The sequence below is a fragment of the Methylosinus sp. DMC45 genome, assembly GCF_056313885.1.
Genome location: NZ_JBQUZK010000049.1, coordinates 1 through 22851, shown reverse-complemented (window position 1 = coordinate 22851; position 22851 = coordinate 1). Strand labels below are relative to the sequence as shown.

General features: G+C 62.6%; 12 protein-coding genes and 2 pseudogenes. 8 read left to right on the top strand and 6 right to left on the bottom strand.

Translation table 11 applies throughout. The annotated features are described in order from the left end of the window. Window positions 1-23 precede the first annotated feature (23 nt). The 6 genes from ACT53T_RS15840 to ACT53T_RS15815 all read right to left on the bottom strand — a co-directional run bounded on the left by ACT53T_RS15840 (window position 24) and on the right by ACT53T_RS15815 (window position 12005). Window positions 24-3287: an efflux RND transporter permease subunit gene (locus tag ACT53T_RS15840; protein ID WP_476161914.1), complete on the bottom strand. Its 3264-nt coding sequence runs from the start codon at window positions 3285-3287 to the stop codon at window positions 24-26. After that, window positions 3284-6403 (bottom strand): multidrug efflux RND transporter permease subunit, encoded by a 3120-nt coding sequence (locus ACT53T_RS15835; RefSeq protein ID WP_476161913.1) that lies wholly within the window; start codon window positions 6401-6403, stop codon window positions 3284-3286. The genes ACT53T_RS15840 and ACT53T_RS15835 overlap by 4 nt, the downstream gene beginning before the upstream one ends. 44 nt (window positions 6404-6447) lie before the next feature. After that, window positions 6448-7851 (bottom strand): efflux RND transporter periplasmic adaptor subunit, encoded by a 1404-nt coding sequence (locus tag ACT53T_RS15830; protein WP_476161912.1) that lies wholly within the window; start codon window positions 7849-7851, stop codon window positions 6448-6450. Beyond that, window positions 7848-9377, bottom strand: a complete 1530-nt coding sequence (locus ACT53T_RS15825; protein ID WP_476161911.1) for an efflux transporter outer membrane subunit — start codon at window positions 9375-9377, stop codon at window positions 7848-7850. Before ACT53T_RS15825 ends, ACT53T_RS15830 begins: the two co-directional genes overlap by 4 nt. 574 nt (window positions 9378-9951) lie before the next feature. After that, window positions 9952-11331, bottom strand: coding sequence for a sensor histidine kinase (locus ACT53T_RS15820; RefSeq protein WP_476161910.1), 1380 nt, complete (start codon window positions 11329-11331; stop codon window positions 9952-9954). Next, the gene (locus ACT53T_RS15815; protein ID WP_476161909.1) at window positions 11328-12005 is read right to left on the bottom strand and encodes a response regulator transcription factor; all 678 of its coding nucleotides are present in this window, start codon (window positions 12003-12005) and stop codon (window positions 11328-11330) included. The genes ACT53T_RS15820 and ACT53T_RS15815 overlap by 4 nt, the downstream gene beginning before the upstream one ends. Window positions 12006-12659: 654 nt before the next feature. On the opposite strand from ACT53T_RS15815, the gene ACT53T_RS15810 reads away from it, so the two are divergent. The 8 genes and pseudogenes from ACT53T_RS15810 to ACT53T_RS15775 all read left to right on the top strand — a co-directional run bounded on the left by ACT53T_RS15810 (window position 12660) and on the right by ACT53T_RS15775 (window position 22744). Then, window positions 12660-14906: a TonB-dependent siderophore receptor gene (locus ACT53T_RS15810; RefSeq protein ID WP_476161908.1), complete on the top strand. Its 2247-nt coding sequence runs from the start codon at window positions 12660-12662 to the stop codon at window positions 14904-14906. 130 nt (window positions 14907-15036) lie between these two features. Further along, window positions 15037-16293, top strand: a complete 1257-nt coding sequence (locus tag ACT53T_RS15805; protein ID WP_476161907.1) for a PepSY-associated TM helix domain-containing protein — start codon at window positions 15037-15039, stop codon at window positions 16291-16293. A 47-nt stretch (window positions 16294-16340) separates the two neighbouring features. After that, a complete protein-coding gene (locus ACT53T_RS15800; RefSeq protein WP_476161906.1) occupies window positions 16341-18503 on the top strand; it encodes a S46 family peptidase in 2163 nt (720 codons plus the stop codon). A gap of 348 nt (window positions 18504-18851) precedes the next feature. After that, window positions 18852-19225 (top strand): annotated as a pseudogene (locus ACT53T_RS15795) (transposase); the annotation flags it as partial. Between the two features lie 250 nt (window positions 19226-19475). Continuing rightward, a complete protein-coding gene (locus ACT53T_RS15790) occupies window positions 19476-21338 on the top strand; it encodes a beta strand repeat-containing protein (protein WP_476161905.1) in 1863 nt (620 codons plus the stop codon). A 107-nt stretch (window positions 21339-21445) separates the two neighbouring features. Further along, window positions 21446-21691 (top strand): annotated as a pseudogene (locus tag ACT53T_RS15785) (ATP-binding protein); the annotation flags it as partial. Window positions 21692-21742: 51 nt separating this feature from the next. Further along, on the top strand, window positions 21743-21889 hold the full coding sequence (locus ACT53T_RS15780) for a hypothetical protein (protein WP_476161904.1): 147 nt from the start codon (window positions 21743-21745) through the stop codon (window positions 21887-21889). A 153-nt stretch (window positions 21890-22042) separates the two neighbouring features. Then, a complete protein-coding gene (locus ACT53T_RS15775) occupies window positions 22043-22744 on the top strand; it encodes a sugar transferase (RefSeq protein ID WP_476161903.1) in 702 nt (233 codons plus the stop codon). The last annotated feature ends 107 nt before the right edge of the window (window positions 22745-22851 follow it).

Sequence of the window (22851 nt, the reverse complement as noted above, 5' to 3'; positions counted from 1 at the left end):
GCGCGGCGGACGAGCCGCCGCTTTCATCCGCGTCTTCCGCGACTCCGCAATGAACGCGCGATCCGGTCGCGCAGATCGCCGAATGTGAGATAGAGCACGGGCGTCGTGTAGAGCGTCAGCAATTGGCTGAGAAGGAGGCCGCCGACGATGGTGATGCCGAGCGGACGGCGAATTTCCGCTCCATCGCCGAAGCTCGCCAGCAGCGGAATTGCGCCGAACAGAGCCGCCGCCGTCGTCATCATGATCGGACGGAAACGCAGACGGCAAGCCTCGACGATCGCATCATGATCGCTCAGCTCTCTCCGACGCCGGGCGTCGAGCGCGAAGTCGATCATCATGATCGCATTCTTCTTCACGATGCCGATGAGCAGGAACAGCCCGATCAGCGCGATGACGTCCAGCTCGGCGTGGAAGGCGAATAGCGCGAGAAGCGCTCCGACTATGGCCGAGGGCAAGGTCGAGAGAATAGTGATCGGATGCAGATAGCTCTCATAGAGCATGCCCAGCACGATATAGACAGCCGCCAGAGCCATCACGATCAGCAGAGGCTGATTATCCTGCGACGATTGAAAAATGCGAGCGATTCCCTGCATTCCGCCATGCACGCTCGCGGGCACATGGATCTCGGCGGTGACACGATCGAACTCGGCGACCGCATCGCTGAGCGATGCGCCGATCGCGAGATTGAAGGAGATCGTGGCCGCGACGAACGGTCCTTGATGATTGATCGCGAGCGGCGTCGCGCCTCGCTTCATGCGCGTGAAAGCGACGAGCGGCGTCATCGTCTCGACCGCTGTGCTCACCGCCGAGCCGCTCGACGCGCCGCTGCGGCCCGAATTGGCGATGGCGTTGGTCGAGGCGTTGCGCGCCGAGTCGAGCGAGAGATTTGCGGCCGCCGATGATGTCGCGGAAGTGACGGAGCCGGCCGGCAGCATGGCGGAGGCGGAGCCGCTCACCGGCTTGGCCGCCGTGCTCACATAGATCTCGCGCAGAATCTGCGGGTCCTGCCAATAGCGCGGCGCGACCTCCATCACGACGCGATATTGGTTGATCTCGCTGTAGATCGTCGACACCTGCCGCTGGCCGAACGCGTCATAGAGCGTGTTGTCGATCTGCGTCGGCGTGAGCCCGAGACGCGACATCGTGTCCCGATCTATATCGATATAGCTCTCGACACCGTTTTCCTGCTGATCCGAGTTCACATCGACCACGACGCTGCTGCCCTGCAGCGCGCGCATCAGCTTGGGCGTCCATTCGGAGAGCTCCGCCGAGCTGTCGGCCAGAAGCGTATATTGATAGAGCGCGCCGCCCGGTCGTCCGCCGGCCCGCAGATCCTGCACAGGCTGCAGGAAGAGCCGCGCGCCGGCGACCTGGCCGAGCTTGGGCCGCAGCCGCTCGATGACCTGAGCGGATGTCACGTCGCGCTCGCCGACCGGCTTCAGCGTGACATAGACCGAGCCCGAGCTGACCGAGCCGGGCGGTCCGCCGCCACTTCCCGCCCCCGTGTTGCCCGCCACCACGGACACGGCGGGATCGCTCTGGATGATGGCGATGAACTCTTGCAGCTTGTCCTTCATCGATTGAAACGATGCGCTCTGATCCGCCTGAATCGATCCTTGCAAGCGACCGGTGTCCTGCTCTGGAAAAAAGCCTTTCGGAATGACGACGAACAAGGTGACGGTCATCGCGATGGCGGCGACGAGCGACAGCAGGACGGGTCCGCGATGCCGCAAGGCCACGGCGAGGCTTCGCTCATAGGCGCGCGCGATCAGTGCGAAGAGCCGGCTCGCGCGGCGCTCACGGCCAGGTCCCGCGCGCAACACCACGGAGCAGAGCATCGGCGTCGTCGTCAGCGAGACGAGAAGCGAGACCAAAATCGTGATCGACAGCGTGACCGAGAATTCGCGAAACATCCGGCCGAGCAATCCGCCCATCAGCAGCAAGGGCAGGAACACGGCAATCAGCGACAGGCTGATCGAGAGAACGGTGAAGCCCACCTCGCGCGCGCCGCGTAGCGCCGCCTCGCGCGGGGATAGCCCCTCCTCGAGATGGCGCTCGATATTCTCGAGCACGACGATGGCGTCGTCCACGACGAAGCCCGTCGCGATCGTCAAAGCCATCAGCGAGAGAATGTCGAGGCTGTAGTCGAGAAGATACATGGCGCCGAATGCGCCGGCGATCGACACCGGCACGGCGATCGCCGGCACGAGCGCGGCGCGCCATTCGCCGATGAACAGGAAGACGACGAGAATGACCAGCACGACGGCCGCCAGCAAGGTGAGCTCCGTGTCCCGCAGCGAGGCGCGGATCGTCGTGCTGCGATCGGAGGTCGGAATGATCTCGACGTCGCTCGGCATCGCCGCCGCCAGCTTGGGGAGCTGAGCCATGATCTGATCGACGGTTTCGATGATATTCGCGCCCGGCTGACGGAAGATCGTCACGACGATCGCCGGCTCGCCTTGCGCGATCGCCGCGTTGCGCACATCGGCGACCGAATCCGCCACTTCCGCGATATCTGCGAGACGCACCGGATTGCCGTTGCGATAGGCGACGATCAGCGGCCGATAGTCGTCGGCGCGCGTCGCCTGGTCGTTCGTGTAGAGCTGCCGGCGCGCGCCGCCGAGAGTAATGTCGCCCTTGGGACTATTGGCGTTGGCCGATGCGAGCGCCGCTCGCACATCCTCGAGGCCGACGCCATATTTGAACAGCGCCGAGGGATTGAGCTCGACGCGCACGGCGGGCGAGGCGCCGCCGTTGATCGCGACCTGTCCGACGCCGGGAAATTGCGAGAGCCGCTGCTGAAGCACATTGCTCGCGGCGTCATAGAGCTGCGCGCGGGAAAGCGATTTCGATGTCAGGGCGAGGAGCAGGATCGGCGCGTCGGCCGGGTTGAACTTCCGATAGGTCGGGTTGGAAGAAATACCGGCCGGAAGATCCGCCGCTGCGGCGTTGATCGCCGCCTGAACGTCACGGGCGGCGCCGTTTATGTCGCGGTCGAGCCCGAAAACCATCACGACATTGGTTTGCCCGGTCTTGCTCGTCGAGGTCATTTCGGTGACGTCGGCGATCGCGCCGAGCCTCCGCTCCAAGGGGCCGGCGAGGCTCGTCGCGACGGTTTCGGGCGAGGCCCCGGGCAGCGAGGCCGAGACCGAGAGCGCCGGCATGTCCACCTGTGGCAGGGGCGCGACCGGCAGGCGAATGAAAGCGAGCACGCCCGCGAGCGTCAATCCGATCGTGAGCAATGTCGTCGCGATCGGCCGCATGATGAAAGGCGCCGAAATATTCATTCGGTCGCCTCCACCCGCCGCCGCTCCCGGACTCCGCCGGGCCGCGCGAGACGCGACGCCAGCCGATCGAAATAGAGATAGACGACCGGAGTCGAGAACAGAGTCAGCATTTGGCTGACGAGAAGGCCGCCGACGATCGAGACGCCGAGCGGCTGCCGCAGCTCGGAGCCGACGCCGGAGCCGAGCATGAGCGGCACCGCGCCGAGCATCGCCGCGAGCGTCGTCATCATGATCGGGCGGAAGCGGAGCAGGCACGCACGATAAATCGCCTCTCGCGGAGCCAGCCCGTCGACGCGCTGCGCATCGAGCGCGAAATCGATCATCATGATCGCATTCTTCTTCACAATGCCGATGAGCAGAATAATGCCGATGACGCCCATGACGTCGAGGTCGTTGCCGGTGATCATCAAGGCGAGCAGCGCCCCCACGCTGGCCGAGGGAAGCGTCGACAAGATGGTGATCGGATGCACGAAGCTCTCGTAGAGAACGCCGAGAACGATATACATCGTCGCGATCGCGGCCAGGATCAGCAGCAGCTCATTGGTCGACGAGGCGGTGAAAGCCGCCGCGGCGCCCTGCATGGCGAGAGTGAAGCTCTCCGGCAGCTCGATCTCCGCCTGCCCCGCCTCGATCGCGCGCACCGCGGAGCCGAGCGAGACGCCCGGCGCGAGATCGAAAGAGATCGTCGTCGCCGGAAATTGCCCGAGATGAGTGATCTGAAGCGGACCGTCGCGCTCCTGCAGACGCATGATCGCGGTGAGCGGAACCTGTCCGCTCGAGGAGGAGGACGACGACGGAAGATAGAGGCCCGCGAGCGCCGCATCCGACGCGTGAAATTTCGGGTCGAGCTCGAGAATGACGCGATATTGGTTCGATTGCGTGTAGATCGTCGAGACGATGCGCTGGCCGAACGCGTCGTAGAGCATGTTGTCGATCGCCGCCATGGTGACGCCGAATCGCGCCGCGGTGGCGCGGTCGATCACAATGTCGAGCGCCTTGCCGCGGCTCTGAAGATCGCTCGCGACATTGGCGAGCTCGGGCGCCTCTCGCAGCCGCTCGACGAGCTTGGGCGTCCACTCGCGCAGCGAAGCGAGATCGGCGTTCTCGAGCACGAAATGATAGGCGGCCTTGCTGACAGTCGAATCGACGGTCAAATCCTGCACCGGCTGCATATAGAGCTGCACGCCGGGAATATGGGAGGTCGCAGCCTGGAGCCGCGCGATCACCTCGTTCACGCTCGACCTGCGCTGCGGCGCGGGCTTCAGCGAGATAGAGAAACGTCCGGCGTTCAGCGTCGTGTTCGCGCCATCGACGCCGACCGAGGAGCTGACGGTCTCCACATCTGGATCGCGGAGGATCACGTCGGCGAGCGCCTGCTGCTTCTCGACCATGCCGGCGAAGGAAATGTCCTGCGCGCCTTCGGAGATCGCCTGTATCGCGCCCGTGTCCTGCTGCGGAAAAAATCCCTTGGGTATGTCGACATAGAGCAGGAAGGTGAGCGCCAGAGTGGCCAACGTCACGGCGAGCATGGATGGCTGATGCGCGAGCACGATGTCGAGCCCGCGTCCATAGACACGGATCATTGCGTCGATCGCATTCTCCGCCGCGCGATCGAAGCGTCCGCGCTGGCGGTCGGGGCGATGACGCAGAAGCTTGGCGCAGAGCATCGGCGCGAGCGAGAGAGAAACGAAGGCGGAGATGACGATGGTCACGGCCAGCGTGACGGCGAATTCATGAAAGAGCCGCCCGACGATATCGCCCATGAACAGCAGAGGCACGAGCACGGCGACGAGCGAGACGGTGAGCGAGATGATGGTGAAGCCGATCTCCGCCGATCCGCGCAGCGCCGCTTCCAGCGGGGCGACGCCCGCCTCTATGTGGCGGGAGATGTTCTCGATCACGACGATCGCGTCGTCCACGACGAAGCCGGTCGAGATGGTGAGCGCCATGAGCGAGAGATTGTCGAGGCTAAAGCCGAAGAAATACATGGCGACGAAAGCGCCGACGAGCGACAAGGGGACCGACAGGCTCGGAATGAACGTCGCCGGCAAATTGCGCAGAAAGGCGAAGATCACCAGGACGACGAGCGCGACGGCGAGAAAGAGCTCGAATTCGACATCCTCGACAGAAGCGCGGATCGTGGTCGTGCGGTCGCTCAGCACCGATATGTCGATCGCCGCGGGAAGCGAGGCCCGCAGCTGCGGCAGCATGGCCTTTACGTTCTCGACGACCTCTATGACATTGGCGCCCGGCTGGCGGCGAATGTCGAGGATGATCGCCGGCGTCGAATTGGCCCAGGACGCGATGCGGTCATTCTCTGGGCCATTGCGCACCTCCGCGACATCAGAGAGGCGAACCGGATTGCCGTTGCGATAGGCGATGACCGTCTTGCCGAACTGCTTCGGATCGTCGATCTGATCATTGGCGTTGATCGTCGACGATTGCTTCGGCCCGTCGAATCCGCCCTTGGGCGCATTGGTGTTGGCGTTTGCGATGACGGTGCGCAGATCGTCGATGTTCAGCCCGTATTTGGCGAGCGCGGTCGGATTGAAGCTGACGCGAATCGCGCGACGCTGGCCATGGCCCATCGCCACGAGCCCCACGCCCGGCAGCTGCGAGAGCTTTTGCGCCAGCCTCGTCTCGATAAAGTCCTCCACCTCGATCAGCGGCAGCGACTTCGATGTGACGGCGAGCGTCATGATGGGCGCGTCGGCCGGATTGATCTTGGCGTAGATCGGCGGCGCCGGCAGATCTTGCGGCAGAAGATTGCCGCCGGCGTTGATCGCCGCCTGCACTTGCTGCTCGGCGACGTCGAGGCTCAATGTGAGATCGAACTGCAATGTGATCATCGAGGCGCCGGCGGAGCTCGCCGAGGTCATCTGCTTCAGCCCGGGCATCTGGCCGAACTGCCGCTCGAGCGGCGCGGTCACGGCGGAGGTCATCACCTCCGGGCTCGCGCCGGGATAGAAGGTCTGCACCTGGATCGTCGGATAATCGACGGCCGGGAGAGCGGAGAGCGGCAATTGCCGATAGGCGAACAATCCCGCGAGCAGGATGGCCGCCATCAGCAGGGTCGTGGCGACCGGACGCAGGATGAATATCTTCGATGGATTCATGTCTCAGCCTCGGCTCTGCCGAATGGATGCGCGTCGACGCGCGCTCACTGCGTTTCCGAGGGCGGCCGCTGCTGACGGCGTTCGCGCGCGCGTTCAGGGCCGTCACGGCGCTTCTCTTGGGATGGCGCGCCCGCTTCGGTCGGCTCAGGCCGCGGGCGCCGCGTCGCATCCGGCGCGCCCGCGCCATCGCCGCCGGCGACGATCCTGACATCCGCGCCGTCACGCAGACGATCCGCTCCGTCGGTGACGACGCGCTCGCCCTCGGTCAGCCCTCGCGCGATCTCGACCATTCCGCTGTTGTATCCGGCGAAGTCGTCGTAATGCTCGCCGGCGGACGGCGTTATCTGCTGCATGACGACGCGATTTTGATCCGTCACCTTGTAAACGAAGAGGCCGGAGGCGCCCGATCGGATCGCCGTCTTGGGAACGACCAGCGCCTTCTCGTGAATATCGACCAGCAAGTGAACATTGACGAATTGATTGGGATAGAGCTTGTCGTCGGCGTTGGCGAATTCGGCGCGGCCGCTGACCATGCCGGTCGTCGGATCGATGGAGTTGTCCAGCGTCTGCAGCCGCCCCACAGCGATCTGCCTGGTGTCGGAGCGGTCGAAGACGGTCACCTCGAGCGCGCCGCGCTTCTTCTGCGCGCTCGCGATCTCGGGAATATAATCTTCGGGAACGCCGAAGATCACCGAGATCGGATCGATCTGCGCGACGAGGGCGATGGCGTCGCCCGTCGACACATAGCTGCCCGCGTCGATCTTCCTCAGTCCGACGCGTCCGCGAATCGGCGAGACGATGCGCGCATAGGTCAAATTCAGGCTCTGATTATCAACCAGAGCCTGATCCGCCTTGACGGCGCCTTCATATTGCTTGACGACCCAGTTCTGGTTGTCCGCCTGCTGGCGCGCGATCGAATCGAGCTTCTTCAGCGATTGATAGCGGCGCAGATCGTCGCGCGCCTGATCGAGAAGGCCCTGGTCGCGGAGCAGCTGCCCCTCATATTGCGCCTTGGACGCCTCATAGGGCCGTGGATCGATCTGCGCGAGAAAATCACCTTTTTCAACGAGCTGGCCTTCCTTGAAGCCTATGTCGACGAGATAGCCGCTGAGCTGCGTCTTGACGGAGACATTGGCGATCGGCGTGACGGTTCCGAGAAGGCCGTGGCGAACGATCTTCACATCGAGCCGCGCCACATCCGCCACTGCGACCGGCTGCGGTCCGGCGAGAGCGCGCCGCGCGGCCCGTGGCGACGCCGGCTCCTTCGTCCCGATCACGCGATAGGTCGCATAGCACGCCCCGACGACGAGCAACGCCGCTGCGCCATAGAAGATCCGGGAGCGCCGAAAGGCGGCGAGGCCAGCGAGAATCGCGGTCTTGCGTCTGCCGGGCGACGCCGCGTCGGGCTCGAGGGGAGAGGCGTTCTCGTGCATTTTCAACTCGTTCATTGCGCGGCCTCCAACGCGGTCGGAAGCGCGCTCGCCGGAACCGGGAGCGGCGGCTCGATAGCGGAGAGCGCGTCGATCGCGGGCAGGCGCGAGGCGTCCCATCCGCCGCCGAGCGCCCCGATCAGATTGACGGTCGCGACGAATAGATTCTGTCGCGCCGTCAACGCCGACTCGATGCTGGAGAGCAAAGTCGCCTGCGCGGTGACGACCGATGTGAAGGCGACCGTGCCGACCCGATATTGGTTGAAATAGACGTCCACCGCTTCCCGCGCCTCGACAACCGCCCGATCGAGGCGCTTGACCTGCGCCGAGAGCGCGCGGATCGCCGCGACATCGTCCTCGACCTGCTGAAAAGCCGTGAGCACGGTCTGTCGATAGGTCGCGACCGCCTGCCGATAGGACGCCTCGGCCGCCTTGTGCTGCGCATCGAGCAGGCCGCCGTCGAACAGAATCTGCGTCGCGCTTCCGGCCAGCGACCAGGCCTCATGCGCGGCCGTCACCGGCCAGGGCTTGGCCGCGGCGAAACTCAGCGCCGGAGACAGGCTGACGCGCGGATAGAAATTGGCGATCGCGACGCCGATCAACGCATTCTGCTGCTGCAATTGCCGCTCGGCCGCGGCGATGTCGGGCCGGCGCTCCAGCAGTTCCGAAGGCAAGCCCGCCGGAACAGCCGGCGGCGTTCGGCTCGCCCAGCGGCGCTTGCGAATCGAGAGCTCCGACGGGCTGCGCCCGATCAGAACCGCGATCGCATGCTCATATTGCGCGCGCTGCAATCCCACATTGAGCGCGGTCGCCTCGGTCGACAGCACCTGATTGTCGGCGGTGACGAAATCCGCGCGCGAGGTGGTGCCGATCGTATATTGGTTCTTCAAAATATCGCGCGTTCGCCGAAACTGAACGAGCGTGCTTTCGATCGAGGCCAGCAGCTCGTCCGAAGTCCGAAGGTTGAAATAGGCGATGGCGAGCTGAATTTGCGCGGAGAGCCTCGCATTGGCGAGATCTGCGGCGCTGACCTGCGCCGCGGCGGCGTCGGCCTCCACTGTGCGGCGTATGCGGCCCCAGACGTCGATCTCCCAATTGAGATTGGTCGCCACCGACACATTGCTCGCATAGGCCGCCGAGCCGCTCGACACGGATCGATTTCTCGATGGCGCGTAGCTCGTCGTAACTGTCGGAAACAGACCCGCCTGGCCTTCTCGCACGAGCTGACGCGACTGATCGTAAGCGGCGGCGGCCGCCGCCACCGTCTGATTGGAGATTTCGACCTGCGCGAGAAGCTTGCCGAGCTCCCCGTCCTCGAAGACGCGCCACCATTCGCCGCGATCGGCGACGTCGAGCGGCGAGATCGGCTTCCAGCGCTCACGCGCGCCGGGGGCTGCGCTCTTATGATCGCTTTCTTTGAACTTGGTGGGAATGGCGTCCGTCGGCCGCGCATAATCCGGGCCCGCCATGCATCCCGCGAGCGAGGCGATCAGCGCTCCGGCCGAGCCCGCGCCCACGAGCCGGCGCCATAGGCGCTGCGCCATTCGGCGCCTCGGCGTCGCCGACGAACCGACGTCGCGCTCGATCCATCGCCTCGATTGCCCGCATTCCATCTTCGACCCGTTCACCGACGACCGCCCTTCGCCCCTTGAACACACAGGCGGAAGCTAGACAGGTCTACAGAAACGGTCGAGTTAAAATTACTTAATTTATCCCCAGGCATCGACGCTCAACGGCCGCATGCTCGGCCGAATCGGCGCAAGTCGCAGGCTCGATTGCTCTTTTACAAATAACGTAACTGAACTGATGGTGTGGATGCCCCTTTCGGCCGGCGTCGGATGATGTCGGAGGGCGCCCGGAAGGGGGCCGCGACGAAGGAGGTCATTATGGCGGAAGTCCATGTCTTGGCGATCGACTTGGCAAAGCACAGCTTTCAGGTCTGTGGAACGGCTCGCGCCGGGCGGTTCTATTCAATCGCACAGTTTCGCGTTCGAAGCTCGAGCAGCTCTTGCGCGGGCAGACGCCCTGCATCTGCGATGGAAGCCTGCGCCACGAGCCAGTATTGAGGTCGCATGGCGCAAGGCTTCGGCCATGAGGTCCCGTCTTATTCCACCGAATTTACGTGGATCGCCTCGAAACGCTCGCGAGCGTGACTTCGAAGGTCGCTCCGCCGCCGGGCGTCGACGTGACTAAAATCGCTCCCGCGTGTAATTCGACGAGTTCTCGCACGATCGAGAGCCCGAGCCCGGTTCCTCGGGACTGTTCGTCCTTGCGCCAGAACGGCTCGAATATTTTCGTTCGCTCGTCGGACGAAATCCCTTCGCCATGGTCGACGACCCTGATGGTCGCGTCGCCCCGCACCTGCACGAGGACGGTCCCACCCTCTGGCTCCGCGCGCAGCGCATTGTCGATCAGATTGGCGACGACGCATTCGAGCGCGCGCCTGTTTCCGCGCACGAACACGGTCGACGAAGGAGGATCGAACTCTATGTTCCGCCGGTTCTCGATGACGAGCGGCATATAGTCGGCGACCATGGTCAGGACGACCGCGCCGAGATCGAGCTCCTCATCCATCGCGCTTTCGGCATTGGATATTCGCGCCGCCGTCAACAATTGCTCGACGATCGTCTGAATGCGGCGCACGTCGCGCTTGAGCTCCTTGGTGAAGGTCGCGTCGTCATAGGTTTCGAGGCGCGCGCGCAAGATGGCGATCGGCGTGCGCAGCTCATGCGCCGCATTGGCCGTGAAGCGCCGCTGCCTGGCGACGCCCGCCGAGAGCCGATCGATCGCCTCATTGACCGCCGCGACAAAGGGCGCGACCTCGCCCGGAATACCCGCTTGGGGAATTCGCTGATCGAGGGAATCGAGATCGATTCGTGACACTTCGGCGGCGGCCGCGCGCAGCGGCGCCAGCCCACGCCGCACCATCAGCCATGCAATGGCCACCGCGCCGAAAATCATCGGTGAAGCGGAAAGAAGCCCAGGGACGGAGAAGAGATTTCCGACGACAAAAAGCAGGTCGCTCCATTGAAACGAATAGCCATACACCGCGACGAGCGTATCCTCGAAAGGCGGCGGCGTGCGGTAGGCGTATCCGCGAGACTTCTCGTCCTCGTCGCCGCGGATGTGAAATCGCAGCGAGGCCGCCTCGATCGGCCCCAGAGCGGCGAGCGCCGTGGCGAGCTCGGGCGAAGAGCCTCGCGCGACGGTGCGCGTTCTCGCGTCGATTGCAGCGATGCGTAGCCTTTGCTGCTCGGCCATATAGGCGCGCAGAGCGGGCGAAATCTCCAATTGCACCGAGCCGTCCGCCGCGTGGGCGAGCGAGCCCACGACGAGATCATAGGCGCGACTTTGCGCCCAATCATTGACGGTCATGTTCGACGCCGGCCAGACACCGGAGACGGAAATCAGAAAGGTGAAAAGCGGGATGGCGCCGAACGCGATCACCTGCGCGCTCAGCAGAACGACGACGAGCCGAAGCGAGAGCGAACTTTTCACGTCGATTTCTTCAAAAGATAGCCGATCCCGCGCGCTGAATGAATCTCGACTCCAGCGCAATGATCGGACAGCCGACGGCGAAGGCGCGAGACGAGAATGTTCAAGGCGTTGCCCTGAATGTCGTCGTCGAATCCATAGATTTCGTCCATCAGCGAGGTGCGCAGAACGACCCGGCCGGCGTTGCGGACGAGCGTCTCCAGCAAAGCCAATTCGCGCCGATGCAGAACGATGGATTCCCCGTGGATGCGCGCCTCGCGGGCATCGAGATCGAATGAGAGAGCGCCGATGACGACAGGCGGCAAACGCTCTCCGCCCGGACGTCGAAGACAGGCGCGGACACGGGCCATCAATTCGTCTGCGTCGAAGGGCTTGGTGAGATAATCGTCGGCGCCGGCGTCGAGGCCGTCGATCCTGTCGTTCACGGCGTCGCAGGCTGTGACGACGAGCACGCGCAGACCCGGCTGCAATTTCCGAATCTCTGCGAGCAGCGCCATGCCGTCTCCATCGGGAAGCCGTCGATCGAGAAGCACGCAAGCGTATGAATGCGCCTCGAGCGCGCCGTGCGCCTCGGCGAGCGTGCGCATATGATCTGTTATGAACCCTGATTTGCCGAGCTTGGCGGCGATCACGCGCGCCATCTCGGGTTCGTCCTCGACGAGCAATATTCGCGTCACTCGACCCTTCCGCCTCGACGGTCGCACTCAGCAAGCGCAATAATTGCGGCAAATTTGTCTCGACGCCAGCAAAAACCGCCGCGCCGCCGCGATGTTATCCTCATGAAAGCTTAGAACGCTAATAGTTGCGGCGCGACGGAGCCCGGGCGAGAGGCCAAAGATAGGCGATGCGGCGGAACAAAGCGCGAGAATGCTGGAGGAGCGCCAGAGGAGCGCTCATCCTCTGTTTGCTGGCGATGCGAATCCTGTTCGCCGCGGCGGCGTCCGCCGCCACTACGCCCATGCTCGGACCATCTTCGGAACCCTCGCCTCTCGCCGCGCAATCCTGCGATCACGTCGACGGAGCCGCCGGAGGCTCCTCCCCCCACGACGAGCGGCGTCATTGCGACGCGTGTTGCCCCTGCGCCGCATGCGGACATACGCTCGCCGACCGCGTCGCGACCCGCGGTCCCGGATCGGGGCTCGCCAGCGCCGCGGCGCGGCGCCTGCTCCCCATCGACGACGTGGCCCCGGCGCGGTCGGATTCACTCGATCGCGGCTGGTCGCAACGAGCGCCTCCATCCTCTCCGTGACGCCTCGCGACGGCGTCGGCTCTTCCGCTCGCTCATCTCTTCCGATCTGCCGCGCGATCGACGCGCCAATGAGAGTCTTCCCATGTCCGGCTTCGTTTCCGCGCGCGGCGTTTCCGCCGGCGTCCTGACGCTCGCCCTGTTCTCCTCCGCCGCCGCGTCGCAGGAGTCGCTGCCGACGATCGAGATCGGCTCGACGCCGAGCTCCCGCCCAGCTCCCCAATCCGAGGACAAAGCCGGATACCGGCCACAGAACGCCTCCACGGCCTTGAAGACGAACACACCGGTCATGGAGACGCCGGCCTCGATCCAGATCGTCCCGCAGCAGGTGCTGCAGGATCAGCAAGCGACGACCATCGCGCGCGCCATCGAGAATGTCAGCGGCGTCGTCGCTCTGCCGCCGTTGGCCGCCGGCGGCGTCGAGCAGTTCTACATTCGCGGCTTTCAGACCTACGATTATTATCGCGACGGCGTTCGCATGAACAGCATCGAGCAGAACTCCGGCGCCGAGACTCTCGTCAATGTCGATCGAGTCGAGGTCTTGAAAGGGCCCGCCTCCATCCTCTACGGGCGCGCCGAGCCTGGCGGCGTGATCAATCTCGTGATGAAGAAGCCGGAGGCCACGCCTTTTTACGCCGTGCAGCAGCAGGCGGGCTCCTGGGGAACCTATCGCACGACGGTCGACGCCACTGGGCCGATCACGAAGGACGACACGCTGCTCTATCGCTTCGACTTCGCCTATGAGAACAATCATGATTTCTTCCAGTTCTCGGGCAATCGCAATATCTATGTCGCGCCGAGGCTGCGCTGGAACCTCGATGCGCAGACGCAGCTCGACGTCTATCTCGACTATAAGTCCGCGGCCTTTCCCAAGGGCTACGCCATTCCCGGCCTCGTGAGCAGCCAGCCGGCGTCCCGTGTCTATGGCGCGCGACCCCTCTCTTTCCTGCCGCGCGGCTTCAATACGTCCGAGCCTTGGTCGCGTGGCAATTCCGACGATGTGGTGATGGGATATCAGTTTTCGCATGACTTCGCCGAAGGCTGGAACATCAAGCACAAGTTCCAAGCCGAGCTCGTCGATCTGACGAGCCAGACCGCCGCGGAGCTCGGCATCAACATCTTCAAGCTCCCGTTTCTGGACCGGGCGATTTCTGCCGATCGCGTCGCCGTCGCTCTGCCGGCATGGCATACCCACACCTATTTCACCAATGTCGACGTGACCGGAAAATTCGATCTGCTCGACACCAGCCACACGATGCTCGTGGGGGGAGACTTCCAACATCTCGACGTCAACGGCTACAATCTGACGCCGAGCCTGAACTTCTCCTGCTTCTGCTATATTCCGCCACTCAATTTCAATGCGCCCGTTCACACCTCCTATCCGACCTTCGCCTATGATCCGACCACACGCAGCGACACCGCCTTCCGAGAAAATTGGTATGGCTTCTACCTTCAAGACCAAGTGAAGCTGCCGCATGACTTCTTTCTGCTCGCCGGGCTGCGCTATGATCATTCCACGACCTACAATGTCGTGAAGCGGCAGACGAATGACGATTCGCAAAAGGTCTCCCCTCGCTTCGGCCTCCTGTGGCGTCCAATCGAAGAGCTGAGCCTTTATGGATCCTATCTGACCAATTTCGGCGGCTCCAACGTCGGCGCCAAAAATCCGATGCCGCCGCAGACGGCCGAGCAATGGGAAGTGGGCGTCAAAAGCGAATGGTTCGACAAGCGCGTCACCGCGACGATCGCTTATTATAACCTCATCAAGCAGAATATACCTGCTCCCAATCCAGATCCGCTGCTCGCGGCTCAGGGATATAGCGTCGCGGTCGGCGAAGTGCGCAACCGCGGCGTCGAGCTCGACGTCGCCGGCGAGATTCTCCCCGGATGGAAAATGATCGGCAGCTATTCCTACATCGACTCGCTCATCACCAAGGACAATGGTCGCGTGACCGATTCGAATGGCGTTCTCGTCAGCGTCACGGGAAACAAAGGGCACACGCTGTTCAACGTGCCGCGGCACAGCGGCAGCCTATGGACCACTTACGAATTTCAGAGCGGCGATTGGCGCGGACTGAAAATCGGCGGCGGAGTCGTGGTGCGAGGAATCCGCCAGGGCGACAACGCCAATGACTTCCAATTGCCGGGCTATGCGACGATCGGACTGATGGCGGGCTATGACTTCAAGCTCGACGGCGTCACTGTGAAGCTTCAGTTCAACGTCGATAATCTCGCCGACACGAGATATTACCCCGCCGCCTCCAGCGCCGCATTCGCAATTTTCGCCGGGGCGCCGCGCAGCGTCAAAGGGTCGGTGCGCGTAGAATATTGATCGCGGCGTGTGATTCTACGGAAATGTGGGGAGATTAGACTGAGCGACGCACGGGACGTCGCCGTCGCCCGATTGTGGAGACATTGCCGAGACAAGACCCGTCGTCGATGCAGAGCGAGGGAGGACCGAGATGAGCCTCGGCCAGATCAGAACCGGGGAGACGGCGGCGCCGACAGCCGCCCGCGCTCGGAGCAAAGGGCGACTGCGCCGCTTCTCGACATCGGCGCATCGATGGATCGGGCTCGTCGCCGGGGCCTATCTCGTCCTCGCCGGTCTGACGGGAAGCGTCCTCGCTTTCTGGCAGGATATAGACGAATGGCTGAACGCCGAGACGATGCTCGTCGAGCCACCCTCCGCCGACGCCGCCTATCGGCCGCTCGCGGAAATTTTCGCCGCGGCGCGGGAGCACATGCCGCCGGACGTCGCGCCGGGATCGAAATTCCCGATCTTCATGAAGTTTCCGAGTCATCGCCGCGGCGCGGTCTGGGTCGCCTATATCACCGGCCTTCCCGACAAGGGCGAAAAGCCTGATCTTTCGAAGATCGAAGGCCGCACGATCTTCGTCGATCCTTATCGCGCGAAGGTCACAGGCGAGCGTCTTCAGAACAAGATGAGCGATCCTTTCGCGCAGCCCTTCGTCTATCTGGTGATGAGCCTCCACTGCGCGCTGCTCTTAGAGCCCTTCGGCCGAATCGCGATCGCGGCGGTGGGCATGTTGCTGCTCGTCTCGACCTTCGTCGGGATCGCGCTCTGGTGGCCGTCGCGGAGCAAATGGAAGACGGCGATCGGCGTGAAATCGCGAGCGGCTCCAGAACGGCTCGTCTACGACATCCACAAGACCGTCGGAGCGACTCTGGGGATCGTTCTTCTCGTCTCGATCTTTTCCGGCGTCTATATGAATTTCAAGGCGCCATGGCGCGCGCTCGTCTCGCTCGTTTCGCCGGTTCACGAGCTGCCGATGAAGGCGAGATCGGAGGCGGCGCAAGGGCGCGCGCCGCTCGGCCCGGATGCGATCGCCGCCGTCGCGGACGGAATTTTCCCCGGCGGCTATTTGCAAATGCTGCAATTTCCGGTCGGTCCCGCGGGAATCTTCGTCGTCGGCAAACATGCCGACGACGAGGTCAACAAGGCCGGCGGCGGCCGCATCGCGATCATCGACCAATATAGCGGAAGAACGCTCGCATCGCAGGATCCCCACGTCTTCACGGTAGGCGAGCGCTTTCTCGAATGGCAATATCCACTGCATTCGGGCGAAGCTTTCGGCGATGCGGGCCGCGCCTTCATGGCTGTCTTCGGCGTGGTTCCTCTCGTGCTCTATGTAACGGGCTTCATCCGTTGGCGGCAGAAGCGCCGTGCGCGCAAGCGCATGGAGCAACGCCGCGCGTGACCCTCCCGTGGAAGTGGCGGCAAAGATCGCGCAGCCGGAGCTATCTCATGACATTCTCGCCCTGTCTTCGTCTGTCGCTCGCTCTCGGCCTGCTCGCCTGGGCGGGAGCCGCATCTCTCCGCGCCGAGGAAGGCTTTTGGCTCTTTTCCGAGGTGCCGACCGAAAAAATCGCGCGCAAATATGGAATCCATCTGACATCGGAATGGCTCGATCGCCTTCAGCGGTCGACCGTCCGGTTCAACATCAAGCGTTTCGACGTCGATATTGGCGGATCGGGCGCCTTCGTCAGCGCAGATGGGCTGATCGTCACGAATCGCCATGTCATTCCTCGCCAATTCCTCGAGGCGATATCGACGCGCGAAGCCGATCCTCCGGGCGACAGTTTCGTCGCGCGGAGCAAGCGAGAAGAGCGCGAAATTCCCGGCCTCTCGCTCGACGCCATCGTCGCGAACGCCGATGTGACTGCGGAAATCGCGGCGCGCATCAAAGCGACCGGGCGGCGCGTCGAGGATGAGCGCAGCCGCCGCGAGGTCGTGGAAGAAATCGAGAGAAACGCCTCCGACGCGCCGGGCGTCGTCGCGGAAGTGGTCTCGCTCGATTCGGGCGCGCGCGACATGCTCTATGTCTACCGACGCTATTCAGACATACGGCTCGTCTTTGCTCCCGAAGCGGAGGCCGCGCGGCGGCCCGGCGATCACCCGGCGCCGTCGTTCGACGTGGCGCTGGTGCGGGCCTATGAGAACGGCAGCCCCGCCCAGGCGTCGCAATTCCTGCGGCTGTCGCGCTGTCCTCTCGCAGAGGGCGATCCGATTTTCATCAGCGGCGCACCGACGAAATCCAGCCGCCATCTCTTCGCCGCCGAGCTCGAGGCGCAGCGCGACATCGCATTGCCGCGCTGGATGAGAGCCTATGCGAAGCTGCATGACCGGCTCGCCGCCTTCGCCGCAGGACACGCGGACACGGCTCGCGCCGCTGCGCCGCTTCTCGGCGCGATCGGCTTTTTTCGGCGGATCATCGAGGATCGCCTCGCATCGCTGCAAGACGAATCGTTTCTCCACTCTCGACGTCAGGAGGAGAATGCGATTTTGAAAACCCTCGGCGAGCGCCGAGACGAACCGTCGGTGGAAGCTATTCGAAATCTCGCGTCGAATGCGGCGGCGCATGCGCAGAACATCTTTCGAGGCGAGCTTCTCGCGTTCGGCGGGCCGCCTCCCTGGCGAGGGCAGGTCGTCACGCTGCCCTATGGCGTCGAATTGGTGGGTCCGCTCTATTCCTTTGGCAATATACTACTGAAGCTGCGGCGGGAGCGAGAGCTGTCGGGGAAGGACCGCAGCGACGGCTCTCTCGTCAAAGAGCGCGCCGATCTCGAGAATTGGCTGCTCCGGGCTCCAAGCATAGATCCTGACATCGAAGTCGTGCGACTCGGGTGCTTCTTCGAGACCCTCATCGAGACATTCGGGTCGGACGATCCGATCGTACAAATCGCGCTCGCTGGCGCGTCTCCGGCTGAGAGAGCGGAGAAGCTCGTCCGCGGCACACGGCTCGGCGACCCGGGCTTCCGCCGCGCCTTATACGAATCCGACAGCGAGCATTTCGACGCCGCCAGCGACCCCCTGCTCGATATGTTGCGCGCGCTCGAACCCGAAAACGTGCGCATCGCGGACACCTGGCGCGAGAGCGAAGGACGTCTCGAAGCGGAGGGAATGCGCGCGCGGCGGGCGGCCGCATCGGCTCGGACGGAGAGCAGCTATCCCGACGGAACGCGCAGCGCGCGCTTCGGATTCGGAATGGTGGCGGGCTGGGTTCGACAAGAGAGGCGGATCCCCGCCGTCGCCACGCTGGCCGCCTTTTACGACCGCCGCGACGGCAGTGATTTCTCGGACGGTCGACGCGCCCCGCCGCCGCGCTGGGCGCTCGCCGCCGACAAGATCGACCGCGACGTCGCGCTCGATTTCGTGAGCACTGCTGATGTCGTCGGCGGCAGCTCCGGGAGCGCGACGGTCGACGCCGAGGGGCGGCTCGTCGGAGTCGTGTTCGGACCCGGCGCCATCGAAGGCGCGATCGCGGCCGACGTCGCCTATGCAGCCGGAAAGCCTCGGCGGACCGCTCATGTCTCTGCGGCCGCGCTCCTAGAAGCGCTCGCGCGTGTCTATGATGCGCCCCGACTCGTGGACGAGCTGCAGAGGACGACTGCTGAACGCTCCCCGTGAAGGTTGCTGCGCAAATTTTGCAAATGGCCGCGCGAATAGGTCTCGCATTTCATGAGAGTAAGGCGGCCCGCACCGAGTTTCAGATTTCGGGCGCAGCTCTTCCCGCGTCTTTAAATTTGCTCCGTGCAATTTGCCCCTTCCATTGAATTCGAGTCCGCGCACCGCATCGATGCTGTGCGAGAAGTTCGCACGTTCGATATGACGCTAGATATCCGTCGAGCATGATTTTGCGTGGCGGTCTGCATCGGATCGCACGGGCCATTGCCGATATCACTGAACCGCGCGCAGACGCACTTCGCCGACCGTGCATTGACGCGCGTCGTTGACTCGGCATAACCGAACTCCACCAAGATGGGCGGCGATCGCCGCTCACAGCACATTGAGGCGCACGCCGATTTCATTCTCGCGCAGACGGCGGACATGACGATCATCGAGCTGCGCGACGCGCTCAGGGAGCGTCACGATTTCGCGGTCGGCTATGGGACCATTGGCGGTTTCTCGCGCGCCATGGGATCACGCGCAAGAAGAAGACGGGCCACGCTGCGGAGCAGGAGCGGGACGATGTCGCCGCGGCGCGAGAGGAATGGTTCGCGAGCGAACTCGATCTCGACTCGGAAAAGCTCGTCATTATCGATGAGACGAGCCTCTCGACGAACATGGCGCTGCGCGTCGATCGCATCGACGCGCCGATGACAGTCAACGGCGCGGCCGGGCCACGAGCCCAGACCCGTACACCGAGATGCTTTTGTGAATCCTATGTCGGCGTCGTTGCAATAGCTGGTCGACGGCTCGGTCGCCCGCTCCATATCGCCCGGAATTGGCTACGCCGACGTAACTCGACATCGCCCTCTCGAGGCCGGTTCTCCGTGCCCATCAGAGCCTGTTGACGAAGAATAAACTGGGATAGGCAATATTCGAATTGCGCAGCCGTCACGCTGGCGATCGCTTACATCATTTGATAAGGGGGCCGAATTGATTACCGACCCAGTTGCTCGTGGCTCAGCACCGAATGCTCTCACTCCCGGAGGGACTTCCGGCCAGCTTCAATATAACAATGGGGGGGTGCTCGACGGAGCGGCAGGGACTAATTTCGACGGAACGAATGTCAGCGCCAACAGATTTTACGCCTATGGCTCCGGCGGCATTATATCCAATTGCGCTTACGGGAACGATTCTCTTTTGGCCAACACGACAGGTGATTATAATACGGCGATCGGTGTTTCGGCTCTCTCCTCTAACACGACAGGACAAAATAACACTGCGAATGGCTGGAGGGCGCTCTACGCCAATATAACAGGCAGCGGAAACAGCATCTTTGGCATGCAGGCGCTCTACTCTGCCAGCACGGCCTCCTATTGCAGCGCCTTCGGCGCTAATGCTGGGAAAAACAATACTAAAACCAGCTTCACGGGAATGGGCTACGGTGTCGGATTCAACAATACAGGCGATGGATTTGTTGGCGTCGGCACCTCTGCTGGCTACAACAATAACGGCATTGATTTTGTAGGTTGTGGAAATTATACTGGATTCAACAACATAGGTGACAGCGTCACCGCGGTTGGTAATTATGCAGGCTTCAACAACACAGGCGCTACTTCTACCTGCATTGGCGCGTATGCCGGCTATAGCAACAATACCGGGTCTCTTACCGCAGTTGGGTTTAGCGCTGGAAATAGTGTAACTGCTGCAAGCTGGGGCGCTACAGTTGTTGGGGCTTATTCTGGGTATTCAAATGACGGAAATGATGTAGCTGCGGTTGGAAATTACAGCGCATATACGAACAAAGGCCACAGCCTCACTGCAATGGGGACGCAATCTGCTGAGTATAATACGGGCAACCAGGTTTCTGTTATTGGTCAATACGCCGGACAAAATAACACAGGGCAAGGGCTCGTCGCTGCCGGCTATCAAGCAGCGCTCGATCTCGGCTTGCCGTCAATGGCCGGTGGCTTTGTCACAGGGCTCACCTACCAGATTGTCACGACGGGGACCACGGACTTCACGTTGATTGGAGCGTCGAATAATGCGGTAGGAACCGTCTTCCAGGCCACCGGCCCCGGCACGGGCACGGGCGCCGCAACGGTCGTCGTCGGCGCGCCACAAACGGCGGGAAGTTTTGTTGCCGGCCTGAGTTACGTAATCATTTCTGTAGGGACGACTGACTTCACACTGATCGGAGCTAGCAGCAACACCGCCGGAACTCTTTTCATCGCGACAGGCCCCGCGGCAGGAACTGGCACCGCTGTCACCAGCACGAGTCCGCCGGAGTACGCCAGCAGCGGCGGCGTATTGGGCTTCACGAACGGCGTGCGATATGTCATCGTCACTGCGGGAACAACAGATTTCACATTAATTGGAGCGGCAGACTCGAATCCTGGAACCGTTTTTATATGCACTGGCGCCGGAGCATCCGGACCAGGAACAGGAACAGGAAGCGCAGTATCGAGCACTCCATCTGGCAACACCGCAATCGGGTGCAACACGGGTCGGGGTATAAGCTACGGCGCAAACAATACGATTGTAGGCGCTGGGGTTACCGGCCTTCCCGCTGGGCTCACTGGCGCTGTCATTCTCGCGAGCGGCGACGGGGCGATCAAATACGATTTCAACGGGACAACCACCAACGTACATACGTTTGCCGGGGGTCCGGTAAAAATTTCATCCTATACGGTCGCAACACTCCCCTCCGCCGCAGCCGTTGGCGCTGGCGCGTGCGCATATGCGACCGACGCTTGCAACGTCGGCGAATCGACAGGAGCGGGCACTGGCTCTCTTGTCGCGAGCAATGGAACGATTTGGAGAATCCCCGGCGTGGCGACAGCAGTGACGGCATAAATTTGGCGTGAGCGGTCATCAGACGGCTCTGGTGCGAACGGCGCGAGCGAAACATAATTCTCGGGCGCAAGTCGCGTATGTCGCGGCGAGATCGACCGACGACATGAGGACCGGAGGCGCTCGTCGGCGACCAGGCGCGCGATCTGCTGTTGATCGTCGAGGACCGCTACGACGTCGGCTCCCTCGTCATCGCCAGCCAGGTTCTGGTGGATCATTGGCACGAGATGATCGGCATACCGACAATCGCCGGCGCCATCATCAACCGCGTCATCCATAACGCCTACCGGCTCGAGCTCTCCGGCGACAGCCTCCGCGAGCGCAGCTCGGCGCCCGCAAAGCTCGAACGGGCTTGACCGCCTCCACGCGAAACATCATCCAAATCTATCTGCGCACGCTCGACGCCGGTGGCCGACATCAAATCGGAACGCTGGCCGGCTTCGTCGGAATACGCACGCTCGACGGATATCGGGCGTCACATCGTGCGGCGCGCGAACTTTTCGCACAGCATCGAGGCGGCGCACGGACGCGAATTCGATCTGCGAAATACCTGACTGATGATAGGGACTCCACTCACTTGTTCCCAATGATCGGACATTGTACCAAAGGCTCGCTACAAATTCGATATTGAGGGGCAATAGGGTCGCGCCTGTTCTGTTACGAGGGCGACAAGCCCTTCAGACCGATTTCGACGAGGAGTTCGAACGATGCAGCGGATTTTTGACATTCTGCTGTCTGCTTCGGCGCTGGCGCTACTTTCGCCTTTTTTGATTCTACTCGTGCTTTTATTGAGGTTCACCGGCGAGGGAAAGGTCTTCTTCCGACAAAAGCGGATCGGCAAAGATGGCGCGCCCTTCAACCTCTACAAATTCGCGACCATGCTCGAGAACAGTCCGAACATCGGCACAGGAACCGTCACGATAAAGGACGATCCTCGCATTTTGCCAATGGGAGCTATGCTACGCAGAACAAAGATCAATGAGTTGCCGCAGCTCTTGAACGTTCTGCTCGGAGATATGAGCTTGATAGGTCCTCGTCCGCAGACCGAGCGATGCTTCGACGCCTTTCCTCCCGCTCTACAGACCGTCATCGTGAAGGCGAGACCTGGCCTCTCTGGGCTCGGCGCGGTCGTGTTTAGAGGAGAGGAAGACATCCTTCCGGGCGAACCCGACAAGCTCTGCATTTACGATCAGGTCATCGCACCGTACAAGGGACAAATCGAAGCCTGGTACGTCGAGCACGCAACGCTCGACACATACTTTGCTATTATCTCTGTGACGATTTGGACGGTGCTTTTCCCAGGCTCTGATCTGGTATGGCGAGTATTCGCTCACCTCCCCGAGCCTCCTGACGAATTGAAATCGGCGCTACACTATCCCCCCACCGCTCCGGCTCGCGTCGCCGGCTGACTGGCGTCGCGCCAATGATCACCAGCATGCAGAGCCGGCCTCGGAAATTCGGACAGTGGCTTGAGTGGATTTTCTGCCTGACTGCGGCGAGGATTCTCGCTGCGAAT